13 protein-coding genes and 1 tRNA gene are annotated in these 16,453 nt (G+C 44.7%); 6 read left to right on the forward strand and 8 right to left on the reverse strand.

Annotation, left to right across the window (positions count from 1 at the left end):
* Positions 1-16 precede the first annotated feature (16 nt).
* From AB5217_RS02125 to AB5217_RS02135, 3 genes are all read left to right on the forward strand, one after another.
* The gene (locus AB5217_RS02125; protein ID WP_032842838.1) at positions 17-652 is read left to right on the forward strand and encodes an outer membrane beta-barrel protein; all 636 of its coding nucleotides are present in this window, start codon (positions 17-19) and stop codon (positions 650-652) included.
* 105 nt (positions 653-757) lie between these two features.
* Positions 758-1,477, forward strand: coding sequence for a hypothetical protein (locus AB5217_RS02130; protein ID WP_371260246.1), 720 nt, complete (start codon positions 758-760; stop codon positions 1,475-1,477).
* A gap of 49 nt (positions 1,478-1,526) precedes the next feature.
* On the forward strand, positions 1,527-1,997 hold the full coding sequence (locus tag AB5217_RS02135; protein ID WP_004307810.1) for a lipocalin family protein: 471 nt from the start codon (positions 1,527-1,529) through the stop codon (positions 1,995-1,997).
* Between the two features lie 241 nt (positions 1,998-2,238).
* Here AB5217_RS02135 and AB5217_RS02140 read toward each other — a convergent pair whose 3' ends face one another.
* The 3 genes from AB5217_RS02140 to kduI all read right to left on the reverse strand — a co-directional run bounded on the left by AB5217_RS02140 (position 2,239) and on the right by kduI (position 5,425).
* Positions 2,239-3,480 (reverse strand): DUF4861 domain-containing protein, encoded by a 1,242-nt coding sequence (locus AB5217_RS02140; RefSeq protein WP_004324193.1) that lies wholly within the window; start codon positions 3,478-3,480, stop codon positions 2,239-2,241.
* 258 nt (positions 3,481-3,738) lie between these two features.
* Positions 3,739-4,542 (reverse strand): gluconate 5-dehydrogenase, encoded by an 804-nt coding sequence (locus AB5217_RS02145; RefSeq protein ID WP_004296873.1) that lies wholly within the window; start codon positions 4,540-4,542, stop codon positions 3,739-3,741.
* A 40-nt stretch (positions 4,543-4,582) separates the two neighbouring features.
* Positions 4,583-5,425 (reverse strand): 5-dehydro-4-deoxy-D-glucuronate isomerase, encoded by an 843-nt coding sequence (kduI, locus tag AB5217_RS02150; protein WP_004324192.1) that lies wholly within the window; start codon positions 5,423-5,425, stop codon positions 4,583-4,585.
* Positions 5,426-5,855: 430 nt separating this feature from the next.
* On the opposite strand from kduI, the gene AB5217_RS02155 reads away from it, so the two are divergent.
* The 3 genes from AB5217_RS02155 to AB5217_RS02165 are packed head-to-tail and all read left to right on the forward strand — an operon-like array spanning position 5,856 to position 12,945.
* A complete protein-coding gene (locus tag AB5217_RS02155; RefSeq protein WP_368112628.1) occupies positions 5,856-9,218 on the forward strand; it encodes a SusC/RagA family TonB-linked outer membrane protein in 3,363 nt (1,120 codons plus the stop codon).
* Between the two features lie 4 nt (positions 9,219-9,222).
* The gene (locus AB5217_RS02160; RefSeq protein WP_004296869.1) at positions 9,223-10,812 is read left to right on the forward strand and encodes a RagB/SusD family nutrient uptake outer membrane protein; all 1,590 of its coding nucleotides are present in this window, start codon (positions 9,223-9,225) and stop codon (positions 10,810-10,812) included.
* Between the two features lie 27 nt (positions 10,813-10,839).
* Positions 10,840-12,945 (forward strand): sensor histidine kinase, encoded by a 2,106-nt coding sequence (locus AB5217_RS02165; protein ID WP_004296868.1) that lies wholly within the window; start codon positions 10,840-10,842, stop codon positions 12,943-12,945.
* Positions 12,946-13,517: 572 nt separating this feature from the next.
* Here AB5217_RS02165 and AB5217_RS02170 read toward each other — a convergent pair.
* The 5 genes from AB5217_RS02170 to rnpA form a co-directional block, all read right to left on the reverse strand.
* Positions 13,518-13,588, reverse strand: a tRNA-Gln gene (locus AB5217_RS02170).
* A 107-nt stretch (positions 13,589-13,695) separates the two neighbouring features.
* A complete protein-coding gene (gene tyrS / locus AB5217_RS02175; protein WP_004298913.1) occupies positions 13,696-14,988 on the reverse strand; it encodes a tyrosine--tRNA ligase in 1,293 nt (430 codons plus the stop codon).
* An 86-nt stretch (positions 14,989-15,074) separates the two neighbouring features.
* Entirely contained in the window at positions 15,075-15,767 is a 693-nt protein-coding gene (locus AB5217_RS02180; protein WP_004313695.1) for a TatD family hydrolase, read from the reverse strand.
* Between the two features lie 24 nt (positions 15,768-15,791).
* Positions 15,792-16,067, reverse strand: a complete 276-nt coding sequence (gene yidD / locus AB5217_RS02185) for a membrane protein insertion efficiency factor YidD (RefSeq protein WP_004298909.1) — start codon at positions 16,065-16,067, stop codon at positions 15,792-15,794.
* Positions 16,064-16,453: a ribonuclease P protein component gene (gene rnpA, locus AB5217_RS02190; protein WP_004298908.1), complete on the reverse strand. Its 390-nt coding sequence runs from the start codon at positions 16,451-16,453 to the stop codon at positions 16,064-16,066. Before rnpA ends, yidD begins: the two co-directional genes overlap by 4 nt.

The raw sequence follows: 16,453 nt of genomic DNA on the forward strand, positions 1-16,453 counted from the left end.
TAAAACATAAATAACAATGAAAAAAGTACTATCAATGGTTGCCGCACTCTTATTGTGCGTAGGAACTCAAGCGCAAATCGTATCATCCAGAAGCGCAATCGTCAAAACAGAGAAGCAAGCCAGCAGCACACAATGGTTCTTGCGTGCAGGTTTGAATATCATGAACTTCTCCGGTGACGGAGCCGAAGGAGCTGACTCAAACATCGGATATAACGCAACATTTGGCTACCAGAAGTCTTTAGGCAGCACAGGAGGATACTGGGGAATGGAATTTGGACTCGGCTCCCGTGGTTTCAAAGTGGAAGACACAAAGTGCATGGCTCATAATATACAATACTCTCCGTTCACATTCGGATGGAAATTTGCAGTGGCGGACAATGTTCATATCGACCCGCATGTAGGAGTCTTTGCCAGCTACGATTACACAAGTAAAATGAAAGCAGACGGAGAAAGCATCAGTTGGGGAGATTACGCAGATTACATGGAAGTGGACTACAATCATTTCGATGCCGGTATGAATATCGGTGTAGGAGTTTGGTACGACCGTTTCAACCTGGATCTCACCTATCAACGCGGATTCATAGATACATTCAGCGATGCTGACGGATTCAAGACCAGCAACTTTATGATTCGTCTGGGTATTGCCTTCTAAGGACAACCAAACCTCAATAAACCATATTATTTATTCAGCGTCCACGATCTTTTCTCTTCGCAAAAAGGGCCGTGGATGCTGTTTTCTTAAAAATAACGGAATATGATGACCAAACGACAATTTCTGGCAATCATGTATCTGCTGACGGGAGTTATCCCGCTGATAGCACAGACTTTCACCGAACAGAAAAAGAGCTATCCCGTCAGTGCAGACGGCAATAAATATGTGGTCAGCGGATTTACCCCTTTCAGCAGCATGCAAGACGAGAACATCTACGCTAATGCACTGTTATGGACCGTCAAAAATGTCTGTCCGCAGCTACGGGAAGGGATCACAGAGGTAAACGTACCGGCTAAAAACTTCAGTTGCGATCTGATACTTGCCTCGCAAGCAGATTCAAATCAGAAGAATACTTACTATTGCAAAGCCCTGTTTCAAGTAAAAGACGGCAAGCTGGTCTACTATCTTTCCAATATACGGATAGAATCATCAGCAGTGATAATGAAAAAAATAACTCCCATGGAGAAGCTGCAACCGGACAAGAAAGCATCTCACAAAGAAATCATGGATGACTTCGTACAGGTGGAATCGCAAGTATTGAATAAAATGTTCGACTTCATCGTAACGAACCAACTTTCACCAATCACTCACTGGAATGAAATCAGTATCAACAAGCCGGTGAAAGGCATGACGGAAGATGAATGTCTGCTGGCCTTCGGCAAACCGCAGACTATTCAAGAATCAAATGGAGAAGTGCAATGGATGTATTCCAGCTCGTTCTACCTATTCTTCAAGAATGGACATGTGGAAACGATTATCAAATAATCCCATAAAAACAAATCATCTCAAAATCAAACAATTAAAACAATTTATTATGAAAACAATCTGGAAAGCAACCGTTTGCATAGTTGCAGTATTACTGTCGTTCAGCATTTATTCCTGTGGCGATGACGACGATGACGCTGTCGGTTCACGCGATTTATTGTTAGGAACATGGAATGGAGTGTATTATCTTTCACAAGAATGGGAAGATGGTGAAAAGGTAAGTGACTCTAAAGAAGATTTTGTAAATGGAACCAACCGTTATTCCATAGAGTTCAAGGAAGATGGTACGTATGTAGAAAAAGATGTCTACAACTCCTCCGGAAGTACTAATTATTATCACGGTACATGGAGCTACTCCGGTAATAAGCTGACTCTCATCGACACTGAAGAGGATAATTACACAGAAGTGTGGACAGTGACCACAATGACAGAGAATGAATTAGTCTATGAACTTCGTGAGAAAGAGAAAGAAGACGGAACGACATACGAATATTACGAACAACACGCTTTTACAAGATAGCTTAAGGACATTATCTTTCTTTTCCAGAAAGACACATTCTTAATTCTCTTTCTTTTTCAGAAAGATAAAAATAAGCAAAGGTTCCTTTGATAAAAAGAAACCTTTGCTTCATCTATTAGAAAAGACGCATGATATTCAATAATGAATCGCGTATTCAGTGAGTAAAAGAAATTAAAGAGGGCGTTTCGTCACACCTCGACAATCCTTCTTTTTTGACTGTATAAGCAATTCAGCACATTAATTAATATGCCACCGCCAACGGAGTACGCAATTTCTGCGCATATTCAGTCATATATTTATTCCAGGCATCCGGAGTCTTGATAGCCGCCTTATCCCAGGCAGATCCCCAGTAATAAGTATATTCAGAACCAGGCTCATATTCGCTGATAGCCAGCACATGACCGTCGGCTCCACCACGATCTTTCTTTTCCTTTTCGGAAAGAAGAACCACTTTCGCCTCTTTTACCTGTGCAGGGAATGCAGCACCCACAAATATCTTACCGTTTGCACCGCTACGGTCAGTTGTAGGATCTACGTAAGTGATATAGCCATTTGCAGCATCTGCCACAACCGCACCGTCCGGTTCACGCAATACAAGTCCTGTAGTTACCGGCATTGCTTCTTTCAAATTGGTATATGAAACAACTGTTTTATTTAGATAAGAACCTGCATCCAAGGAGATGACGCGTGTTTCCACCACGTTAGAGTCTCCACGGACCACCAGCGGATTAAACTCCAGCTTCACCGTGAAACGCAGCGGACCATTATCAAGGATTTCCTGTGTGCGATAGCAGTAAGGATAGATAATAGTGTCACCTGCCATCAAAGCGGCAACGCCGGCGCCCAACGTAGGACCTACGGCATAGCAATCCATACCGTATCCATGATCGATATGGTAAGAGATGGCATTCTGCAATTCGGAAGCGGCTTTCGGATCTGTCTTTTTCAGTTCGGCTATCTTGGCACGCTTTTCAGGATTAAGCTCTTCAGCATACAGAGATTCCAAAATCGGCTCCGTAGTATTATACTTCGTAAAAAGATCATAGCCAAAACCACGTTCTCCACGAGCCTGCAAAGCAGGACCATAAGCACGGAATCCGCCAAGATCATTCTCCCAGGCTACGTCGTCCAGACGTTCGGGGTAGTATTTACCGCAAGCAATGACATCAAAAGGTGCCGGTGTGCCCGGTTGAATGGTATAAGTAACCACACTGTTTCCCCCTACCGTAACGGGGAAGACCACCTTCTCATCATACGTCACCTGATAAGGCACTTGCTGACCGTCGACGTCAAGCACCACAATCTGTGCCGTATCCGCCAGTTTCAATTTAGCGACCACATCGCTCATCGGCACTTCAACCATCTCCCCTGCCCGTTCAAGAGCCAAAGAATTGGTCACTGTGACTGTCATTGACTGCTTGCTGTCGGCACAAGAAGCAAAACCAATCAAGGCTACAACAAACAGAATTAATATCTTTCTCATAATTAGTCTACATTGAATGAATAACATATACTTTGCAAATCAGAGGCTATTATATCCGGCATGTTGGATGTATAGCTCCAACGCGTCAGCTATATATATCCAACGTGTTGGAGCTATATGTTCAACACGTTGGGCATATATGTCCAATAAATCGGCCATATAGCTCCTGCAAAGGGAATAATAAAAAATAAGGTGACAGATGAAAAGAGGATGCTCTTTGCCATTCTATCACCTTACCGGAATTTCTTCTATCAGCTATTATTTCGGTTGTTTTCCGATATAAGCAAGAATACCACCATCTACGTAGAGAATGTGACCGTTAACAGCGTTAGAAGCTTCAGAAGCAAGGAACACGGCAGGACCTGTCAGTTCTTCCGGATCCAACCAACGACCGGCAGGAGTCTTAGCGCAGATGAATGAATCGAATGGGTGACGGCTTCCGTCTGCCTGCGGCTCACGAAGAGGAGCAGTTTGCGGAGTAGCGATGTAACCCGGGCCGATACCATTACACTGGATGTTGTATTCACCATATTCAGAACAGATATTGCGAGTCAGCATCTTCAAACCACCCTTAGCGGCAGCGTAAGCAGATACAGTTTCACGACCCAATTCAGACATCATAGAACAGATGTTGATGATCTTACCTGCACGTTTTTCCATCATAGCCGGCAAAACAGCCTTAGCAACGATGAATGGAGCATTCAAGTCGATGTCAATTACACGACGGAAATCAGCAGCATCCATCTCGTGCATAGGAACACGACGGATAATACCTGCGTTATTTACAAGGATATCAATTGTACCTACTTCTTTTGCAATCGTAGCAACCATCGCCTGAACAGCCGGTTCGTCTGTCACGTCGCATACATAACCGTGAGCTTTGATACCTTTTGCAGCATAAGCAGCCATACCTTTGTCTACCAACTCTTGATTGATGTCGTTAAAACAAACTTTAGCGCCTTGTTCTGCAAATGCAGAAGCAATAGCAAATCCGATACCATAAGAAGCACCTGTAACGAGAGCTACTTTACCTTCCAAAGAAAAATTCAAAAACTGATTCATAATTCTTTTTGTTATTAAATTAGGAAAACTATTGTAGTTGTTATTTCAAATCTGTAATCAACGAGAAGTCCTGATCGCCGTAGTCGAGGTTCTCGCCACCCATTCCCCAGATAAAGGTATAGTTGTGGGTAGCAGCAGCCGAGTGGATTGACCATTCGGGTGAAAGAACGGCCTGATCGCCTTTCATCCATACGTGACGCGTCTCGCCTACCTCACCCATGAAGTGGCAGATAGCATGATCTTCGGGAATTTCGAAATAGAAGTAGGCTTCCATACGACGGCTGTGTACGTGTGCCGGCATCGTGTTCCACACACTTCCCGGAGCGAGTTCCGTCATACCCATCTGCAACTGGCAGGTAGGCAACACCTGATTCACCAGCATCTTATTGATGTTGCGGTGATTGGAACCTTCCAAAGAACCCATTTCAGCTACTACGGCATCGGCTTTCGTCACCTTACGGTCGGGATAATTGCGATGTGCAGTCAGTGAGTTGAAGTAGAATTTAGCAGGATGAGTAGCGTCTTTGCTTTCGAAAGTCACTACGCGGTCGCCCGAACCCAGATAAAGAGCTTCTTTATAGTCCAGTTCGAACTCTGCGTCGCCTGCTTTCACAATACCGGGACCGCCAACATTGTAGATACCCATTTCGCGACGGGTGAGGAAGAACGGAGCTTTCAGCGGATCAATCGCTTCGAGCGTCAGCACCTCTCCTACCGGAAGCGCACCACCTACCACCATACGGTCGTACATGGAATATACCATATTTACTTCATTGGGGACAAATATCTTTTCGATTAAGAAATCTCTGCGAATTCTTGTTGTATCATAACTTTTTGCATCTTCCGGATGCGCAGCATAGCGAATTTCATAGTTCGTTTTCATACCTTATTTATTTATAGTTATTGAATAAGTTCTCTATTCTACGTGCACTTCGTTTACGTACACGATGCAAAAATAGCAAAAGAAAACGGGTTTACCTTGCAATTTTGTTCCAATTATCCACCAAAAATGTCCAGAATCCGTGCAATGTATACTTTTTTAACGAACTATAATACGTTTTGGGAGAGATTTCTACTTAATGCAATGAAAAAAAGAAAGAAGCCTCTATCTCTCGAGCCGCAAGAGCAAATAATATAAAATATGGAACAAGAAAAAGCATCTAATTTGCCAATTCAGCTAATAATTAGCAGTCTACACCGTTAAAATTGCATAAATAGGAGGCAATGTATTATAACACTAATTATAATATATTAGTTTTGTAAATGTTTAAATAAGCAAGCAAAATCAACAAATACGTCAAGATATACAACTTATGACAATTATTAAAGGACGGACAGAAGATACTTTAATAAAGATAGGAGTGATATGTATTTACATGCTTCTATCCATTAACCTAACTTATGCCCAAATAAAAAATATAACAGGAATCATCATTGATGAGGAAAGCCGGGAACCATTGACAGGTGCTTCCGTCACAGTGAAAGGCAGTCGGCAAGGCTGTATTTCAGATCTGGATGGAAAGTTTAGTCTTCAACCAACCCTCCCCGGACAGCAAATGCTGGTTATTTCTTACATAGGATACCAAACTATCGAAGTGCCTGCCCGGCATAATATGATGGAAATCCGGTTGCGTCCGAACGTGAACGAACTGGATGAAGTAGTAGTGCAGGTAGCGTATGGCACTGTCCTCAAAAGATCAATTACCGGGGCTGTTTCCGTAGTGGACAGTAAGCAAATCGAAATGCGTCCGGTCAGTTCTGTTATCTCCGTGCTCAACGGAGCAGTACCGGGGCTACAGACAATTGACGGAGTGGGGCAGCCTGGTATCGAAGCGGAAGTCCGGATCCGGGGATACAGTTCGGTGAACGGAAGCAATAAGCCGCTTTACGTGGTAGACGGTATGCCCTATACGGGATGGATCACCGATCTTAATCCGGCAGACATAGAAAGCGTCAGCGTACTGAAAGATGCTGCTTCATGCGCATTGTACGGTAGCCGGGCTTCGAATGGTGTGATTTTAATTACCACCAAAAAGGCGAAGAAACAGGGAGTTTCCCTTCAACTGGATATTCGCCACGGCTTCAGCGCGCGTGGACAGGGTGATTACGAACGTATGAATGCCAATCAATTCATGGAAACGATGTGGCAGGGGTATCGCAACCAGCTTATCAGCAACGGCAGTAGTCCCGAAGAAGCGACCATCGCCACCAACAATGACATTATCAGCAAAGTAGGAATCAACATCTATAACAAAGCCGATAATGCCCTTTTCGATGCAAACGGTCATCTGGCATCCGACGCCCGGATACTGGACGGATATAAGGACGATCTCGACTGGTATTCTCCCTACACACGTAACGGTCACCGCCAGGAATACAACCTAAGCGGAGAATCCGGCAATGAAAAGAGCCGGATCCGTTTCTCGCTAGGCTATCTTAATGAAGACGGATATACCAGGAAAAGTGATTTCAATCGTCTTAGCGGCTCACTCAACGCTGACTTCACCCCACGCCCATGGCTCAAGACGGGCTTGTCGCTCGGAGGCACGCACCAGAAAACGAACTGGGATGTAGGAGCCGCCGGAAGTGCGCAATCCAATAACCTGTCGAATGCATTTTACTTTGCACGGAGAATAGCACCTATCTATCCGGTGCATCTCCACTATACAGAGGATGTATTTGCCAGCGACGGCTCATTGCTTCATTCCAAAGGAGATTATATCCTGAACGAAGAAGGCGGAAAACAATATGATGACGGTTCGGAAAGCCGTTCGGAATCGGATGCCGCCAGCAATGGACGCCATCTACTGTGGGAAAGCGAAAAGAACAAGTTGTGGAACGCTGCCAATACCTTGCAAGGAAATGCCTATGTGGACGTTTCTTTCCTACGCGATTTTACATTCTCATTGAAAGGCAATATCAGCCTGCGCAATATCGAGGACAGCCAATACGGAAATGCGGAAATAGGCGCTTACAAGGACACTGGTTTTATCAGCAAGATCGATCAGGAATATAAGGAATACACCCTGCAACAGCTACTGGCATGGAAACACCAGTTCGGCAGGCATTTCGTAGAATGGATGGTGGGGCACGAGAACTATGATTACAAGCTTAATTTCGACGCCATACAGAAAAAGAATGAGAGCTTTCCCGGAATAGACGAACTTTCAAATTTCACCACCACAACTTACAGTGAGGGATATAAAGACACCTATCGTACAGAGGGTCACTTCACACGGGCCCGGTATGACTACAACGAAACTTATTTTGCCGAAGCTTCTTTCCGGCGCGACGGTTCCTCCATCTTCCATACAGACCATCGCTGGGGTAACTTTTGGAGCGTAGGTATCGGCTGGATGCTTTCCAACGAAGCGTTCCTGAAAAACGTGTCGTGGCTGAACCGCCTCAAGTTACGGGTTTCTTACGGGCAAGTGGGAAACGATAACTTCGGAAGCAGTAATGGCCTGTACCAGTGGATGTCTCTCTACGGCTCTGCCGTCAACGGTGGAGAAGCCGCTTACTACAAAGTGCAGAACGAAAACCCGGAACTAAAATGGGAAACGAATTCTTCGCTGAATATCGGTCTGGAAACTCGTCTTTTCAACCGTGTGAACCTAAGTTTCGAATACTATAACAAGCATTCGGACGACTTGCTGTTCAAGTTTATCCAACCACTATCTGCCGGTGCCACTGACTCATCGACAGGCCTTTCCACCGTCTGGCGAAACATTGGAGACGTTTCCAATAAAGGATGGGAATTCTCTGCCGACGGGGATATCATCCGCAACCGGGAATGGGAATGGAATGTAGGTTTGAACCTTTCCAAAGTGAAAAACAAGATCGGAAAACTGCCGGATAAAGATCGGGAAGAGGGAATTACGAACGGAGATTTCCAGAAGTTCAAAGAGGGACACAGCATTTATGAATTCTGGCTGTACCAGTATGCTGGCGTAGACCAGATGACAGGTCGCAGTGTATATCTGCCGGACTTCAACGCTTATTACATTGCCGGAGAGGATGGAAAAACACCCGTAAACGGAGAAGAGAGCACCGAAGGTAAAAATCCGATTCCGACAGACAGTTGGGTAGACATCAACGGACAATATTATACAGGCGACCCGAGATATGCACGCAAAGACTGGTCGGGCAGTTCATTACCGAAGATAAACGGCTCGGTCACCACCTCTCTCCGCTGGAAAGACCTGACTCTGTCCGCCCTGATGATTTTCAGTTGCGGTTCCAAAGTCTTCGACCAGCCTTATCAGACTCTGACATCGGTAGGCGTACATTCATTGACTCCCGATTTACTGAATGCATGGACAGCAATCCCCGAAGGCATGACGCCCACATCGCCCAACCGTCTCGATCCATCGGGTATTCCGCAAGTGAATCTGGATGCAACGATCAATGGATATAACAGCCAGAAAGCATCTACACGCTATATTGTAAGCGGTGACTATCTAAGCATCAAGAACATCACCCTCTCCTATCGCCTGCCCGCCACATGGAGCAAACGATTGACACTCGGCGGCATCCGTTTGCATGCTGCCATAGAGAATGTCGCCCTGTTCAGCAAACGCAAAGGGCTGAACCCGGTACAGACTTTTGACGGAATCGTCAACAATTATACGAGTATCGCCCGTGTTTTCTCGTTCGGAGTCAACATTAACTTATAGCCTTATGAAGAAAAAAGCCATACACATGAAATTCCTGAATCACTCCATAGGATTCTGCCTGCTCCTGACGCTGTTGTGTTACTCCTGCGCCAGCGACTATCTGGATACCGCCCCTACCAATCAGGTATCTCCTGCCGATTTATTCAAGGATGAAGCGTACGCTGCCTATGCTGTCAGCGGATTGGAGAAGTTGATGAAAACCACTTACCCCACTAATAAACTCGATGGCGTGTCATTCAACGGTGAAGGATCTGTCAAACTGATGTATGCCGAGTATCAGGGGGCTGACATGTATTGTCCCCGCAACAATTTCTATACGATATTCAACGGGGCTTCTCATGCCATACCTACCAGTAGTTACACGGAGTATATGTGGCATTATTACTACAAAGTAATCAGTAATGCCAACGCTATTATAAATTATGTCGACCCCGAAGGTAGTCATAAATTCAAATATATTTATGCGCAGGCACTAACCTACCGTGCCTATTGTTACCTGCAACTGCTGCAGTTCTACTCGCCACGCTGGTGCGATTCGCAAAACGGCAGTGCTGAAGGGGTGGTTCTCCGGCTCAATACATCTTCTACCGGCGACTGTCCTCTTTCTTCTATGCTGGCCTGTTACGAACAGATTTACAACGACCTTAACCAGGCCATCACCTATTATCAGGCATCCGGAATTGCCCGCAAAGAAGACGAGAATCACAAAATCAATGTGAATGCCGCTTACGCCACCTATGCCCGTGCCGCACTCACCCGTGAGGATTGGAGTACTGCCGCCCATTACGCTGCACTAGCACGTGCCGGTTATCCGCTTATGAATGCCGATGAATATTTCGACGGATTCAGTACCGTCAACCGCGAATGGATATGGAGTATCTATGACAGTGAAGAAGAATCGCTGGGAAACTCATCCCTCGCCGCACGCCTTGCATACAACTCCTCCTCTACTCTTGTATGCACTTATCCGGCCTGTATCAACCGTGAACTGTACGATGCATTACCGGAAAGTGATATCCGCAGGGGACTTTTTCTCGATCCGCTCGAATATACTTATAACACGGGTGGTATAACAAACAATGGTCTGGGCGGAAGTGCACTCACCAGTTACGCCCAAGGGTTGCATCCCGACCTGAATACTTCGGCAAAAATATACGCTTATATGTCGTTCAAATTTAAGTGTATCGACAAAGTAGGTGCCATGCCTTTCAATCTTTTCCGCAGTTCGGAGATGTATCTCATCGAAGCAGAAGCCAACTGCCACCTGACGCCTTCAAAAGAAGCGGAAGCAAGGCAATTACTGAAAGAACTGATCCGCGACAGCGGACGCGACCCTCAATATACTTGCGACAAGAGCGGTCAGGCACTGCTCGACGAAATAAAGTTCTACCGCCGCATCGAACTATGGGGCGAAGGATTCAGCTGGTTTGACTTCAAACGGCGCAAAGACACCATCGTACGCCACACCTTCGAAGACGGAGGAAACTACATGACCAACGCAGCCGTAACTATCAACCCGGAAGACGCCAACAACTGGATGTGGGTGATTCCCGCCAAAGAATACGAATATAACAATGCCATAAATAAACAATAAGAACACTGTAAATCCATAGTAATCAAGATGAAAATAGTCAGGTATATCAGTATATGTTTGTTGTTCACCTTTATCGGATCTCTCCTTCCAACCAAGGCGCAGGACAATCCGTACAAGATAGACCACTCTCTTTATCTACTTTATGAGGAGGCAACTAAACACCGTAACAACGCAACCGGACTGGAAATAGCTGATACTATCTATACCAAAGCCATCCGGATCAACGATAAAAAGGCACAATGCCTCGCTCTTACCATTCCGGTAATCTACTATTTCAATAATGGGAAAACGGAATTACTGGAGAAAGCAATCAGCAGGCTTCAGGAGATATCCCGAAAGAACAACTACCTGCAATATTACTACTTTGGCAGCATCTACAAAGTTAATTACCTGATGAACACAGGTAATACCCTGCGTGCGCTCCAGGAGGCTGAATTGACTAAAGAACAGGCATTTGCCGACGACTATCCCTACGGTATCTCCACTTGCCTGCGAATGATGGGAAACATTTACTTTGCGCGCAGGGAAAACCGGACGGCACTGGATTACTACCAACAATCGCTGGTATACACACAGGAGAAGCTCCCTGAGCAGGATATATCTTATATATACTGGAACATATCCATGCTCCAACAAAACCTGAAACAATATGAAGCAGCCTACGAAAATGCCGAGAAAGGAATCAAGTGTGCCAAGACTTCAACCAACAAATATGCCTGTATGCTGCGTAAATGCACACTTTTATACGCGCTCGACAGGGAGGAGGAATTCAAAAGCTATTATCAGGAATGTTTAAAAGCGACCGAAAAACATGGTGAAACCAGAAGGAATGAACTGAATAAGTTGAAGATATACAATTATATACTCAACCAACAATATGATAAAGCGCATGCTCTCGCCGACTCCACCTCTATCTTACATGAGAGAATAGCTTTTCAGGCAAATATTTACGCAAAAGAGCAGAAGTACAAAGACGCTTACCAAGCGCTTCAGAAGCTCCAGAGTTTACAGGATTCTCTGAACCAACTCATACAGACTGCCGACCTGTCGGAACTGAATGTGCGTATCGGCAACGAACAACTGAAAAGAAAAGCGCAAGCCTTGCAGCTGGAAAACACACAATTAAACCTGCAAAAGACAACGCTCGAACTGCAGCAAACGAAATCGCAAGTGGAAATCGAGAAGATGAACGCCGAAAATAACGAGCTACTACTAAAAAACCGTAACCTGGAGCTCGCACAATTCAAAGCGGAAACCGAACGTACACAGAGTCTTATGGTAGCTAAACAGGCAGAATCCGAACGCCAGCTGATGATATTGAAATTCATCCTGATATTCTTCTGTTTCTTTGCCATAGCCCTCACGCTCTACCTTTATCTACGCAGAAAATCAATCAGACAACTGCAAGAGAAGAACGAAGAACTGACGATTGCCCGCGACCGTGCCGAACAGGCAGACAAGATGAAGACTCATTTCATGCAGAACATGAGCCACGAAATCCGTACCCCGCTCAATGCCATCGTAGGATTCTCACAATTATTATCCAACCCGGATCTGCCATTGGAAGATGAGGAAAAGCTAGAATTCAGCTCGCTCGTCCAACACAACTCCGAACTGCTCACCACGCTTGTCAACGATATTCTTGACCTTTCCGCACTGGAAAGCGGCAAATACACCATGAACCTGACTTCCTGCCATTGCAACGAAATGTGCAGGCTCATACTCTCTACCGTAATGGATCGAAAAGCGGAAGGAGTGAAGCTTTATTATACCTCCGAAGTGGCAGACGATTTCCAGATCACCACAGATGAACAACGCCTGCAACAAGTGCTTATCAACTTCCTTACCAACGCAGAGAAGCACACAGAAAAAGGGGAAATCCATCTGCATTGTTCACTGACCGAGTATCCCGACAGAATCACGTTCTCTGTCAGCGACACCGGGCCGGGCATCCCTGCCGACAAGATGGATAGTGTATTCGAACGCTTCAAGAAGTTGGATGAGTTCAAACAGGGATCAGGACTGGGACTGAATATATGCCGCACCATAGCCGAACGATTACATGGAGAAGTCAAAGTAGACAAGAGCTACACCAATGGCGCACGTTTTCTGCTTATACTTCCATTAAAATAAGATTAGCTATTGACTTTCCTCTTTTTATTTTGTATCTTTGAGGAACAGAAAAAGAAAAAAGCAATATGAGTTATATAAAAATCAAGACATAATAACACATTATCAAAACATATATTTCCATATATGGAAGAACCGAATGGGAGAAAATCAGTATTGATTTTCTCCCATTTTGTATATATAAATCCCACATATTCCAATAATTCTCTGAAAATAGTTTCTAATAAACTCAGATACCGTTCTTAATAAACTCTCTCACTATTTATTAAAAACGGTATTTGGATTTATTATAGAAATGTAAATATATTGTTGCTAACAATATAGAAGTCTATTCAAAGATGAGTAAGGCAAACATCGAAACAGTCAATATTACGTACAAATAAGCTATAACAAATTTCTTACATCCTAATAGAGAGATACTTCTTCAAGGCATCTTCCTCCGCTTTTGCAACCAAACTATAGAAATCATCATGTTGTTGTTCCGTATGTGAACGTTCTAATGACTTAAGAAGTGACTTTGCATCCACAAAAAAAGAAAAAGCCCCGAAAGATATCTCTTTCAGGGCTTTTCTTCGTTGGACTACCAAGATTCGAACTTGGACAAACAGAACCAAAACCTGTTGTGCTACCATTACACCATAGTCCAAACTTATGTGCTTTCTCTTAAAAAGCGGTGCAAAGATAGAGGTTTGCAAGCAAACCTCCAAATATTTCGTTCACTTTTTTATATTCTATCGAATGAATCATGCATTATTACTTTGCAATCAGCAGATAATAGTTCTTTTTGCCGCGCTGAACAAGCAGATATTTCTCGTCGAGCAGGTCAGCAGTCGTAACTACCTGATCAAAGGCTGCCAGCTTCTCCTTATTCAGCGAAACGCCACCGCCCTGAACCAATTTACGCATTTCACCTTTCGACGCAAATACGGCCGCATTATCAACGAATAGATCAACAGCCTTTACTCCTTCTGCCAATACATCACGGGAAATCTCAAATTGAGGCACTCCTTCGAATACAGCAAGCAGCGTATCTTCATCCAGTTTGCGCAAAGCTTCCGAAGTCGCATTACCGAATAAAATGTTCGATGCGTCTACTGCTGCGTTATAATCATCTTCAGAATGAACCATCACAGTCACTTCCTTAGCCAGACGTTTCTGGAGAAGACGCAAATGCGGAGCTTTCTGATGTTCGGCAATCAATGCTTCAATTTCTTCTTTCTCGATGGAGGTGAAGATTTTAATATAACGTTCGGCATCGGAGTCGCTTACGTTCAACCAGAACTGATAGAACTTGTATGGTGAAGTATAGCGAGGGTCCAGCCAGATATTTCCGGATTCTGTTTTACCAAACTTACCACCATCAGCCTTTGTAATCAGCGGGCAAGTCAATGCGAACACCTCTCCCCCATTGGTACGGCGGATCAATTCGGCACCGGTAGTGATGTTTCCCCACTGGTCAGAACCACCCATTTGGAGCTTACACCCCTTTGTTTCATACAAATGAAGAAAATCATATCCTTGAAGCAATTGGTAAGTGAACTCAGTAAATGACAATCCATCACGTGCTTCACCATTCAGACGACGTTTCACAGAGTCTTTCGCCATCATATAGTTTACAGTGATGTGCTTACCTACTTCGCGAACAAAATCGAGGAAAGTGAAGTCTTTCATCCAGTCGTAATTGTTCACCAGCTCGGCACGGTTAGGTACATCCGACTCGAAGTCGAGGAACTTGGCAAGCTGATTCTTGATACATGCCTGATTGTGACGCAATGTTTCTTCGTCCAGCAGGTTACGTTCTGCCGATTTACCGGAAGGGTCACCAATCATACCTGTAGCGCCACCGATCAGTGCCAACGGCTTATGACCGCAGCGTTGGAAATGACGAAGGATCATCACTCCACAAAGGTGACCAATGTGTAGCGAATCGGCAGTCGGGTCGATACCCAAGTAGGCAGTCACCTGCTCTTTGCTTAACAACTCTTCTGTTCCCGGCATGATGTCCTGCAACATGCCACGCCATCTCAATTCTTCTACAAAATTCATCGTATTACTCTTTAATTATTTGGTTTTTATTGTATTTCAATTCCATGTGCGACAAAAGTACGACTCTTTCTCGGAAGATACAACTCTTACGCCTTAAAAAAGACATTTTGGATATTCCGGCGAATCACCTCACACAACGCTTCCACTTCTACCCCACGCACCCTGGCTGCCTGACACAGGATATCTTCAATATCAAGCAAGCTGTCATCCGTTTCCAAAAATAGGCGTTCATCGGGGACTATCTGCATCGTTTCATCGGGATAATATTCCCCAAAAGAAAGATAAAACCCTTTCTTCAACAACTGTACCGCCTGCTCCGGTTTTCCACGAAAGCCATGCCATATCCAAGGTTGTTGGGGGCGAGATTCTTTTTTCACACCCAGCAGTTCTTCCATTGCTTTCACGCAGTGAATAATCAACGGCAAACCGAGCTTTTCCGACAACTTTACCTGTTCCTTAAACACCGCTAACTGAAGCTCCATCGGAGCTTTTGCCAATTTATCCAGCCCCGCCTCTCCTACAGCTACAAACTGCTTTCTCTGTAGCTGCTGTTGAAGAAAGCTCAATTGCTGACTGACATTACTCTCTCTCACCTCCCAAGGATGAATACCAATAGAATAATAAGATCCTCTACCCACAGCCACTTCCACATTCTCTGCCAGAGGCATATACAATGGAGAGTCTGCCAATAACGGATAATTGATGATGGATTTTCCTTGGGTATCAACTTCCTGTTTATGAGTATGGATATCTAAAATATCAGTCACATTCTTTTTCATTTTCTATTTCTCGTTTCAGTTGTCTCAAGGCACGGGATCATAACCGGAACCACCCCAGGGATGGCATCGCAGAATACGCCGCACAGCAAGATAAAGCCCCTTTATAGGACCATGTTTCTTAATTGCTTCGAGCGCATACGCTGAACAAGTAGGCGTGAACCGACAAGAGGGAGGAGTAAGGGGTGAAATACAAATCCGGTAAAAATAGATGGGAACAAGCAGGAAGAAGGAAAATACCTTTCTCAAAATTCCCGTAACGAATACCCACGCGGTAGATATCCGGGAGTTATGAGGTTTCATGAGAATAGTTTTTCGGAGATGCGCGCAAGCGCTATTTTCATTTTCTCTTCCAGCTCGGCAGTAGCAACAAGCTCGTCCGACAGATAGATAAAGGCAACGGCTAACCGTTGCTCCCGGCGTTGCAGTTCATCCACCAGAAGAGACTTGTTCTTCCGGTAGGCTTCACGTATCTGGCGTTTCACCCGGTTGCGTTTCACCGCCCGTTTAAAACGACGTTTCGATACACTGATTAATATGGAAGCAGGAGCCTCGCCCTGCTCGACAGGCATATATACAACGCGTATCGGAAAGATGGAAAACGATTTAGAAACACCGCCTTCAAACATCTTTCCGATCAAAATTTTACTATTCAGCCTTTCGGCTTTACACAAAGTATATATACCCAC

The sequence above is a fragment of the Bacteroides sp. MSSM.1001136sp1_RTP21357st2_D2_RTP21359_211015 genome, assembly GCF_040913205.1.
Classification (GTDB): Bacteria; Bacteroidota; Bacteroidia; order Bacteroidales; family Bacteroidaceae; genus Bacteroides; species Bacteroides ovatus.